16 protein-coding genes are annotated in these 20,638 nt (G+C 48.6%); 9 read left to right on the top strand and 7 right to left on the bottom strand.

Annotated features, from left to right (window positions below):
* Positions 1-38 precede the first annotated feature (38 nt).
* The gene (gene pckA, locus NG833_RS19785) at positions 39-1,796 is read right to left on the bottom strand and encodes a phosphoenolpyruvate carboxykinase (ATP) (protein ID WP_254566992.1); all 1,758 of its coding nucleotides are present in this window, start codon (positions 1,794-1,796) and stop codon (positions 39-41) included.
* A 976-nt stretch (positions 1,797-2,772) separates the two neighbouring features.
* Between pckA and NG833_RS19780 the strand changes: the two genes are divergently transcribed.
* The 4 genes from NG833_RS19780 (at position 2,773) to NG833_RS19765 (ending at position 10,721) form a co-directional block, all read left to right on the top strand.
* Positions 2,773-3,810: an adenosine deaminase family protein gene (locus tag NG833_RS19780; protein ID WP_254566991.1), complete on the top strand. Its 1,038-nt coding sequence runs from the start codon at positions 2,773-2,775 to the stop codon at positions 3,808-3,810.
* A 424-nt stretch (positions 3,811-4,234) separates the two neighbouring features.
* Positions 4,235-6,463 (top strand): formate C-acetyltransferase, encoded by a 2,229-nt coding sequence (pflB, locus tag NG833_RS19775; RefSeq protein WP_375293931.1) that lies wholly within the window; start codon positions 4,235-4,237, stop codon positions 6,461-6,463.
* A gap of 233 nt (positions 6,464-6,696) precedes the next feature.
* Positions 6,697-7,479 carry a pyruvate formate-lyase-activating protein gene (pflA, locus tag NG833_RS19770; protein WP_254566989.1) on the top strand — a complete coding sequence of 261 codons (783 nt, stop codon included), beginning with the start codon at positions 6,697-6,699 and terminating at the stop codon, positions 7,477-7,479.
* Between the two features lie 485 nt (positions 7,480-7,964).
* Complete coding sequence (locus tag NG833_RS19765; RefSeq protein WP_254566988.1) at positions 7,965-10,721, top strand: bifunctional acetate--CoA ligase family protein/GNAT family N-acetyltransferase; 2,757 nt, start codon at positions 7,965-7,967, stop codon at positions 10,719-10,721.
* A gap of 43 nt (positions 10,722-10,764) precedes the next feature.
* Here NG833_RS19765 and NG833_RS19760 read toward each other — a convergent pair whose 3' ends face one another.
* The 4 genes from NG833_RS19760 to NG833_RS19745 all read right to left on the bottom strand — a co-directional run bounded on the left by NG833_RS19760 (position 10,765) and on the right by NG833_RS19745 (position 12,868).
* Complete coding sequence (locus tag NG833_RS19760) at positions 10,765-11,199, bottom strand: type II toxin-antitoxin system VapC family toxin (protein WP_254566987.1); 435 nt, start codon at positions 11,197-11,199, stop codon at positions 10,765-10,767.
* Positions 11,199-11,591 carry a type II toxin-antitoxin system HicB family antitoxin gene (locus tag NG833_RS19755; RefSeq protein WP_254566986.1) on the bottom strand — a complete coding sequence of 131 codons (393 nt, stop codon included), beginning with the start codon at positions 11,589-11,591 and terminating at the stop codon, positions 11,199-11,201. Before NG833_RS19755 ends, NG833_RS19760 begins: the two co-directional genes overlap by 1 nt.
* A 42-nt stretch (positions 11,592-11,633) precedes the next feature.
* Positions 11,634-11,903 carry a hypothetical protein gene (locus NG833_RS19750; RefSeq protein ID WP_254566985.1) on the bottom strand — a complete coding sequence of 90 codons (270 nt, stop codon included), beginning with the start codon at positions 11,901-11,903 and terminating at the stop codon, positions 11,634-11,636.
* Between the two features lie 83 nt (positions 11,904-11,986).
* Positions 11,987-12,868: an Rpn family recombination-promoting nuclease/putative transposase gene (locus NG833_RS19745; protein ID WP_309143870.1), complete on the bottom strand. Its 882-nt coding sequence runs from the start codon at positions 12,866-12,868 to the stop codon at positions 11,987-11,989.
* 460 nt (positions 12,869-13,328) lie between these two features.
* On the opposite strand from NG833_RS19745, the gene argF reads away from it, so the two are divergent.
* The 4 genes from argF (at position 13,329) to NG833_RS19725 (ending at position 17,346) form a co-directional block, all read left to right on the top strand.
* Positions 13,329-14,249: an ornithine carbamoyltransferase gene (argF, locus tag NG833_RS19740; protein ID WP_254566983.1), complete on the top strand. Its 921-nt coding sequence runs from the start codon at positions 13,329-13,331 to the stop codon at positions 14,247-14,249.
* Positions 14,250-14,411: 162 nt separating this feature from the next.
* Positions 14,412-16,211 (top strand): sodium:solute symporter family protein, encoded by a 1,800-nt coding sequence (locus tag NG833_RS19735; protein WP_254566982.1) that lies wholly within the window; start codon positions 14,412-14,414, stop codon positions 16,209-16,211.
* Between the two features lie 397 nt (positions 16,212-16,608).
* Positions 16,609-16,860 (top strand): hypothetical protein, encoded by a 252-nt coding sequence (locus tag NG833_RS19730; protein ID WP_254567000.1) that lies wholly within the window; start codon positions 16,609-16,611, stop codon positions 16,858-16,860.
* 6 nt (positions 16,861-16,866) lie between these two features.
* Positions 16,867-17,346 carry a GNAT family N-acetyltransferase gene (locus NG833_RS19725; protein ID WP_254566981.1) on the top strand — a complete coding sequence of 160 codons (480 nt, stop codon included), beginning with the start codon at positions 16,867-16,869 and terminating at the stop codon, positions 17,344-17,346.
* A 27-nt stretch (positions 17,347-17,373) separates the two neighbouring features.
* Here the strand turns inward: NG833_RS19725 and yhdJ are convergent, their stop codons facing one another.
* Both yhdJ and larC read right to left on the bottom strand, forming a co-directional pair.
* Positions 17,374-18,168, bottom strand: a complete 795-nt coding sequence (yhdJ, locus tag NG833_RS19720; protein ID WP_254566980.1) for an adenine-specific DNA-methyltransferase — start codon at positions 18,166-18,168, stop codon at positions 17,374-17,376.
* A gap of 58 nt (positions 18,169-18,226) precedes the next feature.
* On the bottom strand, positions 18,227-19,555 hold the full coding sequence (gene larC / locus NG833_RS19715; protein ID WP_254566979.1) for a nickel pincer cofactor biosynthesis protein LarC: 1,329 nt from the start codon (positions 19,553-19,555) through the stop codon (positions 18,227-18,229).
* Positions 19,556-19,755: 200 nt separating this feature from the next.
* Between larC and NG833_RS19710 the strand changes: the two genes are divergently transcribed.
* On the top strand, positions 19,756-20,391 hold the full coding sequence (locus NG833_RS19710) for an L-threonylcarbamoyladenylate synthase (protein ID WP_254566978.1): 636 nt from the start codon (positions 19,756-19,758) through the stop codon (positions 20,389-20,391).
* Positions 20,392-20,638: the final 247 nt, after the last annotated feature.

Below are 20,638 nucleotides of genomic sequence, written 5' to 3'. Positions count from 1 at the left end.
GGTTCTTGACTGCCTTGATTCTCTACTCTGCGGTGGCGTTATTCAAAGCTAGGACCGGCGTCAATAATCTCCTGACTGGCGGTGGTAAAGCGTTTGAAGTTATCCACAAAGCGGCGGGCGAGTTCTTTGGCTTGGCGATCGTAAGCCTCTTTATCTGCCCAGGTATTGCGCGGATCGAGGATCTCACTGGGTACGCCGGAAACGGCTTCGGGAATCAACATTTTGAAGATGGGATGAGGATGACAGGTGACGTGATCGAGTTCGCCACTCAGGGCCGCTGATACCATTGCCCGGGTATATTTAATCTTAATCCGGCTGCCGACGCCATAAGGACCGCCAGACCATCCGGTATTGACGAGATATACGGAGGCGGTAGCATTATGTTTCCGCAGGCGTTCACCGAGCATTTCTGCATACACGGTGGCTGACAGAGGCAGGAAGGGTTTTCCGAAACAGGCGGAGAAGGTGGCTTCGGGTTCGGTGATTCCCCGTTCTGTTCCGGCGAGTTTGCTGGTATAGCCGGACATGAAGTAATACATCGCCTGCCGGTTCGTCAGTTTGGCGATCGGAGGCAAGACGCCAAAGGCATCTGCTGAAAGGAAAATCACTGCCGTTGGATGTCCGCCAACACTGGGAAGGACTACATTGGGAATATAGTCGATGGGATAAGCAACCCGGGTATTTTCGGTCAAGCGACCATCATTGTAGTCGGGATGACGAGTGATGGGATCGAGGACGACGTTTTCCATTAAAGCACCAAACCGGATGGCATCCCAGATTTGGGGTTCGTTTTCTTTGGACAAGGCGATCGTTTTCGCATAACATCCGCCTTCAAAGTTAAAGATCCCATCTTCTGACCAACCATGTTCGTCATCCCCAATCAAGCGACGGGTCGGATCGGCGGAAATCGTCGTTTTACCAGTACCAGAAAGTCCGAAGAATAAGGCGGTATTGCCCTTGTCATCCATGTTCGCCGAACAGTGCATCGGCAGGACGTTCCGCTTGGTCATAAAGTAGTTCATCAAGGAGAATACGGATTTTTTGATCTCCCCGGAATATTTAGAACCGCCGATAATGACGATTTTTTGAGAAAAGTTGACGACGATAAAGGCTTCGGAGTTGATGCCGTTGATTTCTGGGTCGCCTTGCAAACCGGGAACCGCGATCACGGTGAAATCGGCTTGATGGTTGGCAAGTTCTTCGTCTGTTGCCCGAATGAAGAGTTGATGAGCAAATAAATTCTGTGAGGCGTATTGGTTGATGATTCTCACGCCAACGCGGTAGTTTGGGTCGCACCCGACATACCCATCAAACAGATAAAGGTCTCGACCCTGAACGTAGGAGAGCACTTGCCGATAGAGGCGTTTGAAGTTCTGTTCGGAAATGGGAACGTTGAGTTTGTTCCAGTGGATTTCGTCCCGGCTGTTCGGTTCATCTACGATAAATTTATCGTTAGGAGACCGTCCGGTATATTTCCCGGTATTAATACAAAGTGCGCCATTGTCTGCGAGGATTGCTTCTGCCCGGGCTAAGGCGTGTTCGACCAAGGTGGGAATCGTGAGGTTGCGATAGACATGGCCTAGGTTCTTCATCCCTAGGGCTTCTAGTCCGTAGGTTTTGGGGGTTTGGTCATGTTCTAAGGTTAGGGTTTCTTTCATGGTGGTTAAGGCTTCGTTATATGCCAAGGTATTCTTAATGGTCTTAGATGCAGCTACGTCTTGATAGGTATTGCGGCTGGACAGGGTGGCTTCTTCCATGTTTTTTTTGGGGGAAGTGTTGTAATTTTGAACGCTCATTTGTTAGTCCTCGTTCTTTAGAATGCCAATAAGTTGGGTTGGGACTGGAGTTGGGTTTAGGTTTTGCGCTAACCGGGTTCCATTCGCAACTATTTTGTTGTGAAACTTTTTGAGTTGTCCGCGTTTGGGGAATCTCAGGATTGATTCTGTTCCGTCTGTTGATCCGGTGCTTCTCGGCCTAAATCTATCAGGGAGTTGAACGAATCTCCTAACACTGTAGTTTTCGATCTGTTTTCGAGGGGTCTCATCCCGAGGGGGTTACCTCGCTGAAAGCGGCTGAACTTAGGGTTCAAGGCAAGTCCCTGTTTCTTCTTCGGGTTTGGGATTGAGGCAGATCCGACTTTCTACAATTGTAGGAGATTACCGGCTCTGCGGTTTAAGTCGCTGGGGTTTGTCTGTTGCTTTCCAGTTTATCATAAGCGAATTAATGCATTAAAACGATTACAAAATATTACGAATTTGGGGTCAGGTTATCCCCTCTGTTCCCGGACAACAGGCTAAACCTCTCTTCTTTTTTATTCAACAAAAAGCGCAAGGGTAATCCCTACGAGCTATACAGCGACTGTTTAACCGAAAAATTGCAATTCTTTTCACGATTCCTGTTGTCCAAATAACAAGGAATAATAACATTTGTTACATAAGTTTATCAAAAAGGTCGTGAATTGCAACGTTTTTTGTTAAACTTAGGACGCGCTTTTCTTTTTGCCTGGGTCAACAAGGCAAAGTGTTCCTCGAAGGAGGAGTATATTGAGAAGGGAAGGGAAGGCCGGACTGGCTTACAGCCGGAAGGAAACCAGGCCGATCGCCTCACACCCCCAATTCTGAAGCTCAGATCAAGAAGAAGGCAAAGGTCAGTTCAATTCAGTTCAGTTCAGTATAGAATGGAGTCGGACGTTCAACGGAGGCGTTAGTATAGAGTTGAATATAGAGTTCAAGATAGATCCAGTGTAAATTACGAAAGTCATACCCCACCCTGATGGTAAAGTCGGAACCGAATCGGATGTTAGAGGCCCTTGCTCAGATGCCCAAAGCTGAACTGCACCTGCATTTAGAAGGTGCGCCTCGATGGAGTACCGTCCGGGAGGCACTCCACCGACATCACCGATGGGAATTGCCTCAAACGCCCCCTTTTCACGCCCCAGACTTCCGATTTGCGGATTTTGGTGAATTTAAAGGATGCTTTCGTAACTATATCTACCCTTGGCTGCAAACGAAGAAGGGGTATGCGGAATTAATGGAGGATGTGGTGGACTCTTTGGTAGAACAGCGCATCCGTTATGTGGAGTTGAATTTTAATGTAGCAACGGTGGACCTGCTGAATCTGGATTTAAAAACGGTCCTGGAACAGTTGGCAGTATCCGTGGCAACCGCAGGCGATCGCGGTACGATTATCCGGATCATCGTCGGCATCGATCGCTCACAGGGAAGTGAGAATGCCCGGTTGCAAGTAGAACGAATGCTCCCTTATCCTGTAATCAGTGGATTTGACTTACATGGGTTAGAAACTCCTGAAACCCGCGCCGATCGCTTTCAAGATGCCTGGGCGATCGCCCGTGATGCAGGCAAAAAAGTCAAAGTTCATGCCGGAGAAATGGACGGTCCTGCCAGCATCCATGCCGCTGTAGCTACTGCTGGCATTACCCAAATTGGTCACGGCACCTCTGCAATTGAAAGTCCCGAAGTCGTGAATTTCCTCTTAGAACGGGGTGTTGTGGTAGAAATGTGTCCCACCTCCAACGAACGCCTCGGCAACGTCTCCTCCTATCAAAATCACCCGATTCTTGCCTTAGACGAGGCTGGAGTCAAGGTCACCCTCAATTCTGATGACCCGACTTGGTTCGGGCTGAATTTGACCCAAGAGATGCAACGCTTAGTCAGCGATCGCCAGGTTTCCCTGGATTGTCTCGCCCGGTGGACACGCAACGCTTTTGAAGTAGCAATCGCCGATGACACGATGCGATCGCAATTTTTCACCGAACTAGAAACCTGGCAGCAAACCCACTGCCACGGCTGAGAATCTCCGGACCCAAAACTTTAAAGTATTGACCTTTCATTGTACCGAAAAACTAAAAAAAATGCAAGGGTCAACCCGACCCTAAATTTTGCCATACCCCCCACTATAAATATTAAACAATTCCAAAGAAAAGCTAGAATATTTCAAGAGAACCTTGACAATTCCGGCGGCTTAGGCAGTAGCCGTCATCCTCCACCGCACAGCAGCAATCACAGTCCATCCAGAATGCATCCCGCCCCAGGGAGTTTCTTTATTTTTTATAAAAAAAAAGTAGAAAATGCAAACTAGATTGAATTGTGCGCTATATTAAAAGAGTGGATAGAGAACAAGCAAAACGGTTTACCGATTTGAGGTAATTAAGACTATGGTTTCCACTTCAGTAAAATCTCCCCAAACGACAGAATTACCGGGCAAACAAACCGCTATTAGCGAGGAATGGCAAGGCTTCGTGACCGGCAAATGGGGCAAAGAAATTGACGTTCGGGATTTCATCCAAAAGAATTACAAACCTTACCAGGGAGATGAGACCTTCTTAGCAGAGGCTACAGAACGCACCACAACCCTCTGGAAGAAAGTCACCGAACTGATGAAAGAAGAACGGGTCAAGGGGGTATTAGATGCGGAAACCAAGATTCCAGCATCGATTACCGCCTACGGTCCGGGTTATATTGACCGCGACCTAGAACGGATTGTCGGCTTGCAAACCGATAAACCCCTGAAACGCGCCATCATGCCTTACGGCGGTATTCGCGTCGTCAAAGCCGGATTAGAAGCCTACGGGTATAAACTCGACCCGGAAACCGAAAAAATCTTCACTCAGTATCGTAAAACCCATAATGACGGGGTATTTGATGGCTATACCCGGGAAATGCGCGCTGCCCGACATTCCGGGATCATCACCGGATTGCCCGATGCGTATGGACGGGGACGAATTATTGGGGACTATCGGCGCATCGCACTTTATGGCGTCAACCGCCTGATTGCGGACAAGAAACATCAGCTAGAATCCTTAGAGTTTGATGCGATCGATGAACCCGTGATCCAACTGCGCGAAGAAGTCTCAGAACAAATTCGCGCCTTGCAAGAACTCAAAGACATGGGTGCCGGGTATGGATGTGACCTAGGACGACCCGCAAACACAGCCCAAGAAGCCGTCCAATGGACATACTTAGGCTATCTTGCCGCCGTCAAAGAACAGAATGGTGCGGCGATGTCCTTGGGACGGGTGTCTACCTTCCTGGATATCTACTTTGAGCGTGACTTGAAAAACGGCACCCTCACGGAAACCGCCGCCCAAGAAATCATCGATGATTTCGTCATGAAACTGCGGATGGTGCGCTTCCTGCGGACCCCGGACTACAACCAACTCTTTTCCGGCGACCCCACCTGGGTAACCGAATGTATCGGGGGTATGGGTGAAGATGGACGTTCTTTGGTCACTCGCACCAGCTTCCGCTTCCTGCATACCTTATATAACCTCGGTGCGGCACCGGAACCCAACTTAACCATTCTCTGGTCCGAACGGTTACCGGAAAACTTCAAACGCTATTGTGCGAAAGTTTCCATCGATACCTGTTCCACCCAGTATGAAAACGATGACTTAATGCGGCCCGACTATGGCGACGATTACGGGATTGCCTGTTGCGTCAGCGCCATGCGAATTGGCAAACAAATGCAGTTCTTTGGGGCGCGGGCTAACCTAGCCAAAGCCTTGCTGTACGCCATTAACGGCGGTAAGGATGAAAGTTCTGGGGAACAAATTGGGCCGGAATTTACCCCGGTGATGGGAGACAGCTTGGATTACGAGGATGTGGTGGCGAAATTCGATCGCTTCTTGGATTGGTTGGCGAAACTGTACGTCAACACCTTGAATGTGATCCATTATATGCATGATAAATATTGCTATGAGCGGATTGAAGCCGCCTTGCACGATCGCGATATTTATCGGACCCTTGCCTGTGGCGTTGCGGGACTCTCGGTGGTAGCTGACTCCCTCGCGGCGATTAAATATGCCAAAGTCACAGCCATTCGTAACGATCGCGGCTTAATCGTCGATTACCAGATTGAAGGGGACTATCCCAAGTATGGGAACAACGACGATCGCGTCGATGACATTGCCGCCGATCTCGTCCAAAACTTCATGAACAAGATCCGCAAGCATAAAACCTATCGGAATGCGGTTCCCACGCAGTCGATTTTAACCATTACCTCCAACGTGGTTTATGGTAAAAAAACCGGGAATACCCCCGATGGACGCAAAGCAGGGGAACCCTTTGCACCGGGTGCGAACCCGATGCATGGACGGGATACCAAAGGGGCGATCGCAGCCTTATCTTCCGTGGCTAAACTGCCCTATGAACACGCTCAAGATGGGATTTCCTACACCTTCTCCATCGTTCCGAAAGCATTAGGAAAAACCGAAGGCGATCGGCTGACCAACCTGGTAGGAATTTTAGATGGATACTTCCACGATCAAGGTCATCATATTAACATCAACGTCCTGGATCGCGAAACCCTGATGGATGCGATGGATCACCCGGAAAAATATCCGCAACTTACCATTCGGGTCTCCGGTTATGCCGTCAACTTCATTAAATTAACCCGCGAACAACAGTTAGACGTGATTAACCGCACCTTCCACGAACGCATCTAATCGTTCAACAACTACAAAGGTGGGCCTCTAGCTCACCTTTGTAGTTTGGATGAATGGTCATTGGTCGTTTGTCATTGGTCGTTTGTCATTGGTCATTGGTCGTTTGTCATTGGTCGCTTGTCATTGGTCGTTTGTCATTGGTCATTGGTCGTTTGTCATTGGTCATTGGTCATTGGTCGTTTGTCATTGGTCGCTTGTCATTCTTCATTCTTCATCCTTCATCCTTTCTTAAAATGCTAGACAGAACAGCCAATCCAACCGCTACCCGTCCCGCAGTTCGAGCCTTTCAAGCCCTCGGTGCCATCCATTCCGTTGAAAGCTGCGGAACCGTTGATGGTCCTGGAATTCGCTTTGTAATTTTCACCCAAGGCTGTCCCCTCCGCTGTCTGTATTGTCATAATCCCGATTGCCGACATATCGACGAGGGGAAAGTCGTCAGCGTGGATGAACTCATCGAAGAAGTGCAAAAATATCGCTCCTATATGCGCTTTTCCGGAGGGGGAGTAACGGTGACTGGAGGCGAACCATTGATGCAGCCAGAATTCGTGCGAGAAATCTTCCGTCGGTGTAAAGAATTAGAGATTCATACCGTCCTAGATACCTCGGGTTATGTCCAATTAAATGCCGCTAAACCCGTGTTGGATTATGTAGATTTAGTGCTGCTGGATATTAAATCTTATAATCGGGCGCTTTATGAAAAAGTGACCCATGTTTCTCTGGAACCCACCCTCAAATTTGCGGAATATCTCAAGGAGATTAATAAACCGGCTTGGATTCGGTTTGTTTTAGTGCCCAACCTGACGGATAACCGGGAGAATGTGGAAGGACTCGCCCAATTTGTATCCACCTTAACCAATGTGGAAAAAGTGGAAGTGTTGCCTTTTCATCAAATGGGAGAATATAAGTGGGAACAGTTGGGGTATGAGTATGAACTGAAAAATACTGAACCCCCCACAGCGGAACAAATTGAAGCGGTGATGGAAATTTTTAGAAGTTATGGGTTGCCGGTGCAATAACGGGTGAGGAGGTTTGTCCCGCAGGGGTTAGACGCCGGGGTTCTGAACAAAATTTAGGGGCAAAGGTCCCTTGTCTGGGTGAGCGAGTCCTGTCCTGATGCCCTAATCGGGAGAAAGATAGAGTGGATCATAGGCGATCGCCTGAATATTCAAGGTTTCCTGACAAACGGGGGGCAGTCTCACTTGCAAACGTCCCCGGGTTGCGGACATCAGGAGAATTTAAGAGGCGATCGCCCCAGAGAGTATCCCAACCCACTGACAAGCATCAGTCAATTTCGGTAAGGTGGAAAAGACGGGACTCTATCCCTGACGCAATTTAGCACCAGGCGACTGCACAATTCTAAAAGGATTGTTACTTTTTCCCGAAATAGCGAACAGGAATGGGTAGGCTAGGGGTAAGTAACTCTAAGCTTTTTTACTCAGAAAGATAGGGTCGCGTCTGGAATCAATCCATTTAGAAGATTATATTTAAGGAACATCCAGCGATGCAAAAGCCAATCGCAACCAACCCAGACCAAACCTCGCGCACCGTCTCCAAACAAGACTTTCTGCGTTATGAACGGCAAACCCTTGATGCCATTTTTAAACCCAAAAATGTTGCCTTAATCGGTGCAACCGATCGCATCGGCAGTGTGGGACGAACCATTTTATCCAACCTGATTGCCAGTCCCTTTGGTGGGGCAGTCTTTCCCGTCAATCCCAAGCGGGATAACGTCCTGGGGATCAAAGCCTATCCCAGTATTTCCGCCGTACCCGACCCTGTAGACTTGGCAATCATCGTCACCCCCGCCCCCACAGTGCCGGGGATCATTAGCGAATGCGTCGATGTCGGCATTCCCGGCGCGATTATCATCTCCGCTGGGTTCAAAGAAATCGGCCCTGCCGGAATTGAACTTGAACGGCAAATTCTCGCTGAAGCCCGTCGCGGTAAAATGCAGATTATCGGCCCCAACTGCCTGGGGGTGATGAGTCCCCTCTCTGGACTCAATGCCACCTTTGCCACCAAAATGGCAAAACCCGGGAATGTCGGCTTTATCAGCCAAAGTGGGGCACTCTGTACCGCCATTCTCGATTGGAGTTTGCGGGAAAATGTCGGCTTTAGTGCCTTTATGTCCATTGGTTCCATGCTCGATGTGGGTTGGGGGGATTTAATTTATTACCTCGGGGATGACCCCAACACCCAAAGCATCGTCATCTACATGGAATCGATTGGCAACGCGCGATCGTTCCTCTCTGCCGCCCGGGAAGTGGCCCTGAGTAAACCGATTATTGTCATCAAAGTTGGACATACCGAAGCTGCCGCCAAAGCTGCCGCCTCCCATACCGGCACCTTAACCGGCAGTGACGAAGTGCTTGATGCCGCCTTCCGACGTACCGGAGTCTTGCGCGTCAACAATATCTCTTATGTCTTCTATATGTCGGAGGTCCTCGCCAAACAACCGCGCCCCAAAGGACCCCATTTAACCATCCTCACCAATGCCGGAGGTCCCGGGGTGATTGCCACCGACGCCCTGATTACCGAAGGGGGAAAACTCACCGAACTTGCCCCAGAAACCATTTCAGAACTGGATGAATTTTTACCCACCCATTGGAGTCGCAGCAACCCGATCGACATCTTAGGGGATGCCGAACCCAGTCGCTATGCTCAAACCCTAGAGAAGGCGGCAAAAGACCCGAATAGTGATGGATTGTTGGTGATTTTAACCCCGCAAGCCATGACGGACCCCACGGAAACTGCTAAACAACTCGAACCCTACGCCAAAATCAAAGATAAACCGATTTTGGCCAGTTGGATGGGCGGAGAAGATGTCCGAGAAGGGGCGAACTTCCTGAATCAAGCGAATATTCCCACCTTTCCCTATCCGGATACAGCAGCGCGGTTGTTTAATTATATGTGGCGCTACAGTTACAACCTGCGCGCTTTATACGAGACGCCGGTCCTGCCCAAAGATGATGACCAAAACACGCCCGATCGCGCCTTAGTTGAAAAAATTCTTACCCAGGCGCGCAAAGAGGGACGCAACCTGTTGACGGAGTTTGAATCAAAACAGGTATTCGCCGCTTATGGCATTCCCACGGTGGAAACTCACATTGCCACCAGTGAAGCCGAAGCAGTCGCCTATGCTAATCAAATCGGCTATCCTATTGTTCTCAAACTGTATTCGGAAACGATTACCCATAAAACCGATGTCGGGGGGGTGAAGCTCAATTTAGGCAGTCCCGAAGCCGTGGGAAATGCTTATCGGGCGATCGAAACTTCGGTAACGGAAAAAGCCGGGGCGGAATATTTCCAAGGGGTAACCGTCCAACCGATGATTAAGTTAGACGGGTATGAGTTAATCGTGGGTAGCAGTATTGACCCGCAATTTGGACCCGTTTTGCTCTTTGGCACCGGGGGACAGTTGGTGGAAGTGTTTAAAGACCGATCGCTGGGGTTACCGCCCTTGAATACTACCCTGGCAAGGCGGATGATGGAACAAACCAAAATATACAAAGCCTTACAGGGGATTCGGGGACGGGACCCGGTGGATATTGCGGCGATCGAGCAATTGATGGTGAGATTTAGCCAGTTAATCGTCGAACAACCTTGGATTAAAGAGACGGATATTAATCCATTGCTGGTATCTCCCGAACAGATTATCGCCTTGGATGCCAGGGTGGTCCTGCACGACCCCGATAGCAATCCGGATGAGTTACCCCGTCCAGCGATTCGACCCTATCCGACCCAGTATATTACAATGTGGTCCATGAAGAATGGGACGCCGGTGAGAATTCGTCCGATTCGTCCGGAAGATGAACCGTTGGTGGTTAAGTTTCATGAGTCTTTGAGCGATCGCTCAGTCTATTTCCGGTACTTCCACCTGCTGAAACTCAGTCGCCGGATTTCTCACGAACGATTAGCCCGGATTTGCTTTATCGATTACGATCGCGAAATGGCACTGGTGGCGGATTACCGAGATCCTGCAACCGGAGAGCATCAAATCCTCGGATTCGGTCGTCTCAGCAAGTTGTACGGGTCCAATGAAGGGGAATTTGGCTTACTCGTGGCTGACCCCTATCAAGGGTTAGGGTTAGGGACGAAACTGTTGCAACAGTTGATTGAAGTCGGACGAAGTGAGAAACTGGTCCGAATCACGGCTGATATTCTGCCGGATAATGGGGCTATGCAGCACCTCTCACAGAAAGTGGGTTTCCGCTTGCAACGGCATGAAGATGTGATTCGCGCTGAGATTGATTTGTAGTCGAGTGGAGTGGGTGCGATCGGGAAACTGAGCGTACCCGTTCTCACGCTTCTGGGGCCCTCGTCCAATCTTCCCACTGCAACCCCGGAATCTGTTCAAAATCCCGACGGTTGCGGGTGACTAGAACTGCATTGCGGGAGAGGGCGATCGCCCCAATTTTCAAGTCTTGCGTACCGATTCGGATTCGTTGCTGTATCAACTCCTGGTATTGCGTCAACGCAGGGCGATCGAAATCGAGGAGATTGACCTGATTAAAATATTCAACAGTTTTTCGCAATCCTTGGTAACCCCATATTAGTCTCTCCTCCTGGGAATTTTTTCCCCGGATCACCTTTAGCCATCCGCGCATTTGTTCTTCCACAGTAATCACAGTTACCGCAAGTTCTTGCGGGTTAACTTGATTAATGCGTTGCGTTAACAACGGATGCGATTTTTGAAACAGCGACACACAATCGGTATCCAAGATCCATAGAGTCATTAACCTTCCTCCTCTCTATCGAGTTGCTGATAATAGCCTTCCATTTCCATATCCAGTTGTTGCCGATCAGTTTCTATAGATGCCAAGACTTCATCAAACAGCGGATTTTCTTCATGCATTCCAGCTAACTTCATCCAAGGATGCTCCGCGTTGGGATTGACAATTTGTAAGGAAGCAATTTCCGTGGTTTCTAGGCGAGTGTTCAGGGCTTGATTCAGATTGGCGATCGCCTCTTCTTTCGTCAACCCCGACCCTTGGCAATCGGGCCAACCCAACACCGTTGCCTGATATCCCCCTTCTGCCTGTTCCGCAATCAGCACAGTAAAATTAATTTTATTCCAACTCGTTTCAGCGGGTTTTTGCACCTGAATATTCAGCAAATCTGTGGTCATAATTTTATTCTCCGATTTCCTTCCTTGTCATGATTCTCTCATTCATCTCGACTTGCCTGATTCCTGGCAACTCTGCGCCTGACTCTCAGGAGGATTATCAGAATTCGATAAGTCTTGGATAAATTGCTGAACCTGCTCAATGTCTAATTTTAAGGCCAACGCAATTTGTTGTACAGTCAACCCCATTTCCAAAAGGTTAGGGACCGATTCCAGCTTACCTTCGAGCTTACCTTCTACCTTACCTTCGAGCTTGGCTTTGGCGGCGACTTCTTGGAAATACCGCGTCTGTTTTAACTCGTCTAATCCAAACATGGCTTCAATCTCCTGAGTTGTTCAATCAATAGGGCGGGGGCTTTTGCTGAAAAAAGGCCCCGCCATACCGATTAAAGCGCGTCTTAACTTTGACTTTGAGGAGGATTATCAGGATTCGATAAGTCTTGGATGACTTGCCGAACTTGCTCAATGTCTAATTGTAAGGCCAATGCAATTTGTTGTACAGTCAACCCCATTTCCAATAGATTAGGAACCGATTCCAGTTTGCCTTCGAGCTTACCTTCGAGCTTGCCTTCTACCTTACCTTCGATCTGACCTTCGAGCTTGGCTTTGGCGGCGACTTCTTGGAAATACCGCGTCTGTTTTAACTCGTCTAATCCAAACATGGCTTCAATCTCCTGAGTTGTCAAATCCGTTAGCTTATAGACCATGATAGTCTCTATTAATCCTACAACTTTTTGCTTGAGTCCTTCATCCACAAGCTGCTGCTTTGCCTGCTGGATTAATTGGTGTGCTTTGTCGATCGCCCGTTGGCGTTCCTCCACCACCAAGGTAACCATTCCCAATCCCAAGGAGGGAGTCGGTGGGTCCTCTAGTTCATCCAGATAAAGTTGGACCAACAGGGGGTTCTCTTCCGGGGAGTCGCTTCTCAGAAACCGTTGATATTGGCGAGGGACTCCAGGGTCGCAAGTGCGGGATGAAAAAATTGCCACCGCTTGAAAGTCTTGTAGCGGTTGATATTGACCCAAATAAACAAAAATTTCCCCGAAAAACCGCCAATAAAAATCATCTTTCTTTTGAAACTGCACCTCCAGAAAATAAATCAATCGGTCATTTTCTCCCTCGGGCGGTAACAACACCCCATCGAATCGACGGGCTAATTCTTTGACTTCCCGCGATGTAAACTCGTATCCTTGAGCTTTTTCTTCCGCTTCCCCCATCAGTTCAAAGACTAGACTTGGAAAGGTCTGAAAAAGTTGGTAAAAAATTGTGTCTGTTCTCACAGTTCGATATTTTGACCATAATCGGCTTTGTTTTAATTGTAAGGCAGCTTACAATAAAAATCAAGAATTTTTAAGTCAAGATAAATGAATTAAATCTAATTTTTAGAAGTTTTTGTTTTTTGATATTTTTGCGATGTGATGCAGCAAGAATTCCAATTTTTACTATGGCTAATCGGTAGAAAATACTATGGCAACCTAGTTTTTGTAAAAACAACCAAATTTAAACGACAACTTGTCAATTTTTTACCCAAATTATCGAAAAGGTAGAGGCAACTCTGGGGAAATCATCGGGAATTGTCATCAATTTTCAACCGACTGGGAGAAACAGTGGCGATCGCCAGGGCATGAATCTGGTACTGTTTTAGGACAAGCAAGCCGGTGAGGGTGCTGGGGTCTCAATCCCTCAGCGAACAACCCAAAGCCAAACTATCTCAGAGAGAACGAAACAATCAGGAGAACTATGGCGGCATTAACAGGACGAGATCTACTCAGCGTTGCGGATCTGTGCGTTGAAGAACTGCATCAACTGCTGGATTTCGCGACGCAGATGAAAGCCGGAACCCTCACCCCCCGATGTGAAAAAGTGCTGGGGTTGCTGTTTTCCAAAGCCTCAACCCGGACTCGGGTCAGCTTTACCGTGGCCATGTACCAACTGGGGGGCCAAGTGATTGACTTAAACCCCAATGTCACCCAGGTGAGTCGGGGGGAACCCTTACCCGATACAGCGCGGGTTTTAGACCGATATTTAGATGTTGTCGCAATTCGGACCTTTGATCAGGCGGACCTAGAAACCTTTGCCAACTATGCCGAAATGCCGGTGATTAATGCCTTGAGCGATCGCGAACATCCCTGTCAAGCCCTAGCCGATATCATGACTGTGGGCGAATGTTTCGGACAACTCGAAGATGTCACCCTCACCTATCTCGGCGATGGCAATAATGTCGCCCACTCCCTCCTCCTCGCTGGGGCAATGGTGGGCATGAATATCCGTATCGCCACCCCGGCACAATTTGAACCTGACCCGGCAATTGTTGAACAAGCCAAAAAAATTGCCAAAGGCAAAAGTGAAGTCTTAATTACCCATGACCCCATTCAGGCAGTGAAAGGGGCACAAGTGCTCTATACCGACGTTTGGGCGAGTATGGGACAAGAGGAAGAAGCTAGAACCCGCATCCCCCTATTTCAGCCGTATCAGGTGAATCAAGATTTGTTTAATCATGCCGATGGAAGTGCTATTATTTTGCACTGCTTACCGGCTCATCGCGGTGAAGAAATTACCGATGGGGCGATCGAAGGGGCGGCATCCCGAGTTTGGGACCAAGCCGAAAATCGAATGCACGCCCAAAAAGCGCTCTTGGCAAGCGTACTTGGGGCAATTTAGGGGAAAAAGCCCGCACCCTAAAGGGTGGGGCTATACGGACGAAGCCCGCCTGCGCGGGCTAAGAGAATGCCGGATTGATTCGGGTATGGAATGCGATCGCCCTTTGGGATTGGGAATATGCGGCGCGTTAAGATTGGCGATTAGGTTTTGATAAGTTAAAGAATGACACTAATAGACTGGTTAATTGTTTTGTTTTATCTGGTTGCCACAATGGGAGTGGGGTTATATCTCTCCCGCAAAGGCTCCAAGAATCTGGCCGAATTCTTTGTATCCGGGCGATCGCTGCCTTGGTGGTTAGCGGGAACCAGTATGGCTGCCACCACCTTCTCCATTGATACCCCTCTCTACATTACCGGCGTCGTCGGCAACCGAGGGATTGCCGGAAACTGGGAATGGTGGACCTTTGGTATCTCCCACATCATCATGGTGTACATCTTTGCCCGGATGTGGCGGCGATCGGAAGTCATCACCGATGCAGAACTCACGGAAATCCGCTATGGCGGAGATATGGCAGCAGTTTTGCGCGGTGTCAAAGCCTTTATCTTTGCCGTTCCGATGAACTGCATTGGCATTGGTTATGCCATGCTGGCAATGGTGAAAGTCGTCGATGCCTTAGGGATTTGGCAAAATCTGGGCATTGATGCCGGAGAAAATAGCCTCAAACTCCTCAGCGTGATTGGTGTGAGCATCTTCGTGTTAATCTATGCCGGATTAGCGGGATTGTGGGGGGTCGTTGCCACGGACTTCTTCCAATTTTTCCTCGCCTTATTTGGGGCCATTCTGGTGGCATTTTTTGCCGTGGGTAGCGTCGGTGGCATTCACGAACTGGTCCGGCAAGTCCCTCTGGTTTCTGACAAAGATATTTTATCCCTGTTACCCCTAACCTTTGGTGGGGAAGGCAATGCCTTTATTCAATTCAGCCAAACTGCCGGGATTACCGCCAGTACCTTTTTGGCCTATATTGCGATTCAATGGTGGTCCTGGAGACGGAGTGATGGCGGTGGGGAATTTGTTCAGCGGTTTGCGGCGGCGAAAAACGAAACCGAGGCAGAAAAAGCCGCATGGTTGTTCAATATCATGCACTATGTGATTCGGACTTGGCCTTGGATTCTAGTCGCATTAGCGGCCCTCGTACTGTATCCCGATTTACAGGATAAAGAACTGGGTTATCCAAAACTGATGCTAGACTTCCTGCCACCGGCGATGCTGGGATTGGTTGTGGCATCGTTGATTGCAGCATTTATGAGTACGGTGTCTACCTCGATTAACTGGGGGGCTTCTTTTATCACCAATGACCTGTATTTGCGTTTTATCAAACCCTCTGCCACTCAAACGGAATTAGTATTCATTGGGCGGTTATCGTCCGTATTGGTAACTGCAATTGGCGCGATCGCCGCCTTTCTCGCCTCTGACGTTGCCACCGTGTTTCGTTTGGTGATTGCGATCGGCACCGGCTCAGGTTTAGTCTTAGTCTTACGCTGGTTCTGGTGGCGCGTAAATGCTGCTGCGGAACTTACCGCCATTATCGGCAGTTTTGTCATTGGTTCTGTCACCAGTTTGGTCCCCGCGTTAACGATCGCTGACTTCGGGTTACGCCTGATGTTTATCACTGCCAGCGTTACCCTCTTGTGGGTGATTGCCTTATTTGCCACCAAACCGGAAACCGAAACAACCCTGAATGAATTCTACCGGCGAGTCCGTCCCGGGGGACCGGGTTGGAAAAAGCAACGCGCCAGTACCGGATTAGAACCCGCCCAAAATTTGAGCTTAGATTTGCAGCGGGTGGCAGCAGGGATTTTACTGCTGTTTGGGTTTTTGTTAACCACCGGAGGGTTCTTACTCTTACAACCGGCGATCGGGTGGATTTCCCTTATTGTGGGGGTTGGTGGATGGATGTGGTTACGGCAACTGAATAAGTCTAATGCCTTATTGATGCCTCGACCCGGAAGCGATCTAGAGTAGTCCCCAATATGACTTAGGCATTACCTCTAAATGTAGAGGCGATTCGCGAATCGCCTCTACATCTAGGGTAAGAATTGTAGCAATTGTAGGGTGGGCACTGCCCACCTTACTCCTCTGATAGCTAGACCCGGAAGCGATCGCGATTAGACACCAACAAAGGGTGAGGATTCCCACCCCACCCTTTGTCTGGCAATCGCCTCGCAAATCATGAGATAATCAGGACACTCACCCCTGAGTCAAATGGGGTGCAACCAACTCAAGTCTCATGCTCCTAATAAAAACCCGCACCCTGAAGGGTGGGGCTACACAGACGAAGCCTGCCTTCGCAGGCTAAAACAGAACATAGACTTTTACCAACCGAATTTGGTATTACACCCTCCTACCTGTTACTCCCATGATGTCAATCATCCGATCGCAAATTCTTCCCTTCTTCATTTTCCTCGTCTTTTTAGTTGCATTAGTCGCCGTGAGTGCGCGGATTTTCTTACCGGCTGATATGATGGCCCCTGCACCGATAGAAGAACAAGTGCAACCCGCCGATCGCCTCTCCAGCATCTCCTTCCCCAACGTTGCCGAACTGCCTCCCTCTCTGTCCCATTTGATTAAAGGGTTACCGGAAGATACGCTGTTTTTCAATCAAGAGAGTTAGGGGAATTTGCATAGCAAACCGGCAACTCTGGAACTGATTCCGGGATATCATCTGCGGGTGGGTTCATCCCGCGATCGCTACTTATTGGTAAAGTTCTTGAAGTTAACCTATCAGGAACTTTACCCCAACTATGACTTCGACCATTTAGCCAAAACTGTTGACCAATATTTTGCCGAGGAAACGCCATTATGGTGGGTGGAATATCCCGGTCATTCTGAACCCGTGGGTTGTTTGTGGTTAGGAAATGCCGTGGATCAGGTTAAAGGCGATCGGCACGCTCATATTTTTGTCCTCTATGTCGCACCGGAACACCGTCGCCGAGGACTGGGTTCAGCATTAATGGAATATGCTGAAAATTGGGCCCGAGAACGAGGCGATCGGCAGATGGGTTTACAAGTCTTTCTCAATAATCCCCCCGCCTTAAATCTCTATCAAAAATTAGGCTATCAAAGTCATTCCGTTTGGATGCTGAAATCTTTAGAATAATCAAAGCGCTCAAATCATCCTACAAAATCAATCCGGTTTTAATCCGGCATGATTCATTGTTATTCCCAAGCGATTTAATCCAATTTCTACATACTCATATTCCCGCTCAATACTAATTGATTTTCGCTCTAATCGCTGAGAAACTGCTGCGGTGGTAAAGGTTCCAGCAAATAAATCTAATACCATATCCCCCGGATTGCTACTGGCTTTGATAATTCGTTCGAGTAGTGCTTCCGGCTTTTGCGTCGGGTGTTTTCGATATTCTGGCATTTTATATCTCACTCTGGGAATATACCAGACATTTCCCGGTATTTTTGTGGTACAATAAGGAGCTGGTTCGCTTTTTCGATAATCAATCAGTTTGCGGACTGCACCCGTTTTCGCTTCTACCCGAATTTCATCGGCATTAAATGTATAAATTTTAGGATTTTTAACGGCAAATAAAATTGGTTCATACAATGAACCAAAGTGTTTTTTTGCTTGCATTCCCGAACTGTCATAATGCCAAACAATCCGAGATAAAATAGTTAATCTTTTTTGCAGATAAATATCCAAATAAGGCATATATTGTGTAGCAGACATTAAATATAATGTCCCATTGTTGGTGAGCTTGTGACAGCACAAATCTAACCATTGATAACACCAGTCTAAATAAGTATCATCACCTTTCCATTGTTCTTTTTTGCCATTAAAAACTTTGCCGATATTATAGGGAGGGTCGGCAAAAATTAAATTAATGCTGTTATCTTCAATGCCGGTTTCTAAAGCATCGATAACATCTCCCCAAATGACTTGATGTCCGGGGATTTCAAATACTTTCATTTAAGTTTCATCCCCTGATTTGAAGCATAGAGAAACGGCACCGCATTGTCCTCCCCGCTTACTCCAATTTTCCATACCATGCCTGCAATCCCTGACGATGAACTTCTTGCCAGGGGATATCCTGCGATCGCGCAATGTTAGCGCAATCCTCATACTCCGGTTGCACATTGGTAATAATTCCCTGACTATCCGTGGCAACCTTCACCCGCACTTCCCCGAATGGGGTGGAAACGGTGTGGAGTTCCCGATGCAAAATCGATCGCTGTTGGGTCGAAATCCGAATCCCCAAGGTAGGCGTTTCCCGAAATATGACCGCTTCACAGGCTTTTTGTTGTTCCGGATGACAAATCACCGTCAGCAAGATGCCAGTTCGGGATTTTTTCATAGAAATTGCCTCCGTAAAGGCATCCAAGGCACCTGCGGCAAATAATCGCTCTAAAGTATAGGCGATCGCCTGGGGATTGGCATCATCAATTTGAGTTTCCAGAACTGTAATGGTTTCCGTAACCGTGGATTCTGGCAGATTGTCCGTTAATTCCCCCACCCACAGGCGCAGAATATTGGGAATCGGCAAATCCCGGGAACCAGCACCTAATCCGATTTGCTCAATCCTCATCGGTGGCGGATTGCCAAAGGCAGTGGCGAGGGTAACAGCGATCGCCGCGCCGGTTGGGGTGACTAATTCTTTCTCAATCCCATTACTATAAACCGGCACCTGCCGCGATTGGAATAACGAGAGGACCGCAGGCACGGGCACCGGCAATCTGCCATGAGCTGCCCATACTGTACCCCCTCCCGTAGGCAAGGGTGAACAATACAATTCCTCAATTCCTAACCAATCTAATCCCAAGCAAGTCCCAACAATATCCACGATCGCATCGGTTGCACCCACCTCATGAAAATGCACCTGTTCCGGCGCAATCCCATGAACCGACCCTTCGGCAACGGCTAAAGTCCGAAACACCTGCAAACTCCAGGTTTCAGCCCGTTTCGGTAACTGCGCCTGTTGAATCAGCGCCTCAATTTCCGGTAAGTGGCGAGTTGGGGAATGACTGTGATGATGTTTGTGTTCATGCTCATGATGATGCTCATGCTCATGAGCATCATCATCGGGGTGATGATGATGCTCATGCTCATGATGATGGTGGCGATCGCCCGAATCTGGATTAGACTGAGCAACAGTCTCAACCAGATCAACATGAATTTTCATCGCCTGCTGGGTGTTGCGGTGCACCCATTCTTGCCTGAGTTGGTATTCCGGACCAATACCGAGGCAGTCGAGTTGCTCCCTGAGATAATCAAACGGAACCCCAGCGCTCACCAGTGCGCCGAGGAACATATCACCAGCAATGCCGGTGGGACATTGAAGATAGGCAATTTTTTTCATCAATCCGCACAATAAATAGTCAAGAGCCTAGATTGTTCGCGAAATTGTCCTTTGTCATTGGTCATTAGTCATTGGTCCCTGGTCACTGGTCATTGGTCACTGGTCCCTTAACAAAGGACAAATGACCAATGACAAATGACCAATGACTAATTGATGAGCAATCCAGTTCAAGTTAATTGTCACATTTGAATTCACCGATTATGGCAACTCTATACGAAATTCATCCGGAAACCCCCCAAGTTCGCAAAATTGAAGAAGTGGTGGAGGCACTGCACAACGGTGCGGTGATGCTCTACCCCACGGATACGGTTTATGCGATCGGCTGTGATATCACCGTTAAAGGGGCGATCGAACGAGTTAGGCAGATCAAGCGACTCTCGAATGATAAGCCGTTAACCTTTCTGTGTCCCTCATTATCCAATATTGCAGCCTACGCCACTGTCACCGATTCAGCCTATCGCATTATCAAGCGCCTGATTCCGGGACCTTACACCTTTTTGCTTCCGGCAACGAAGCTGGTGCCGAAGATGGTGATGGACCCCAAACGGAAAACCACGGGTATCCGCGTTCCAGACAATCGGGTGTGCTTAGATTTACTCGGTGCACTGGGAAATCCGATTATTTCGACGTCAGCTCCTCTACCCAGTTATTTAGAACACAATGGTTTTATCGGTAAGGCGGAGTTATTTGACGAAGTGGAAAAGTTGGTGGATGTGATTATTGATACCGGGGAAGAGCCGGGATCTCAAGTCTCGACCATTCTGGATTTAACCGACAATGAACCGGCGATCGTGCGGGAGGGTTTAGGGGCTGAACTGGTTGCTAATGTGATTTGAATATAGCCCCGCAGGCTGAAGCCTGGGGCTATACGGACAAAGCCCGCCTGCGCGGGCTAAGAAAACTTGAATTTTTGACCTGTCTGCGATCGCAGGCGGGGTTTTTTAGAACAGCCTCGCAGGCTGAAGCCTGGAGCTATACGGACAAAGCCCGCCTGCGCGGGCTAAGAAAAGAACAGCCTCGCAGGCTGAAGCCTGGAGCTATACGGACAAAGCCCGCCTGCGCGGGCTAAGAAAAGAACAGCCT

Origin of the sequence: Oscillatoria sp. HE19RPO, assembly GCF_024220515.1 — a bacterium.
Taxonomy (GTDB): Bacteria; Cyanobacteriota; Cyanobacteriia; order Cyanobacteriales; family Laspinemataceae; genus Laspinema.
Note: the sequence above shows the minus strand (reverse complement) of the source record. Positions and strands in the feature narration are given on the sequence as shown.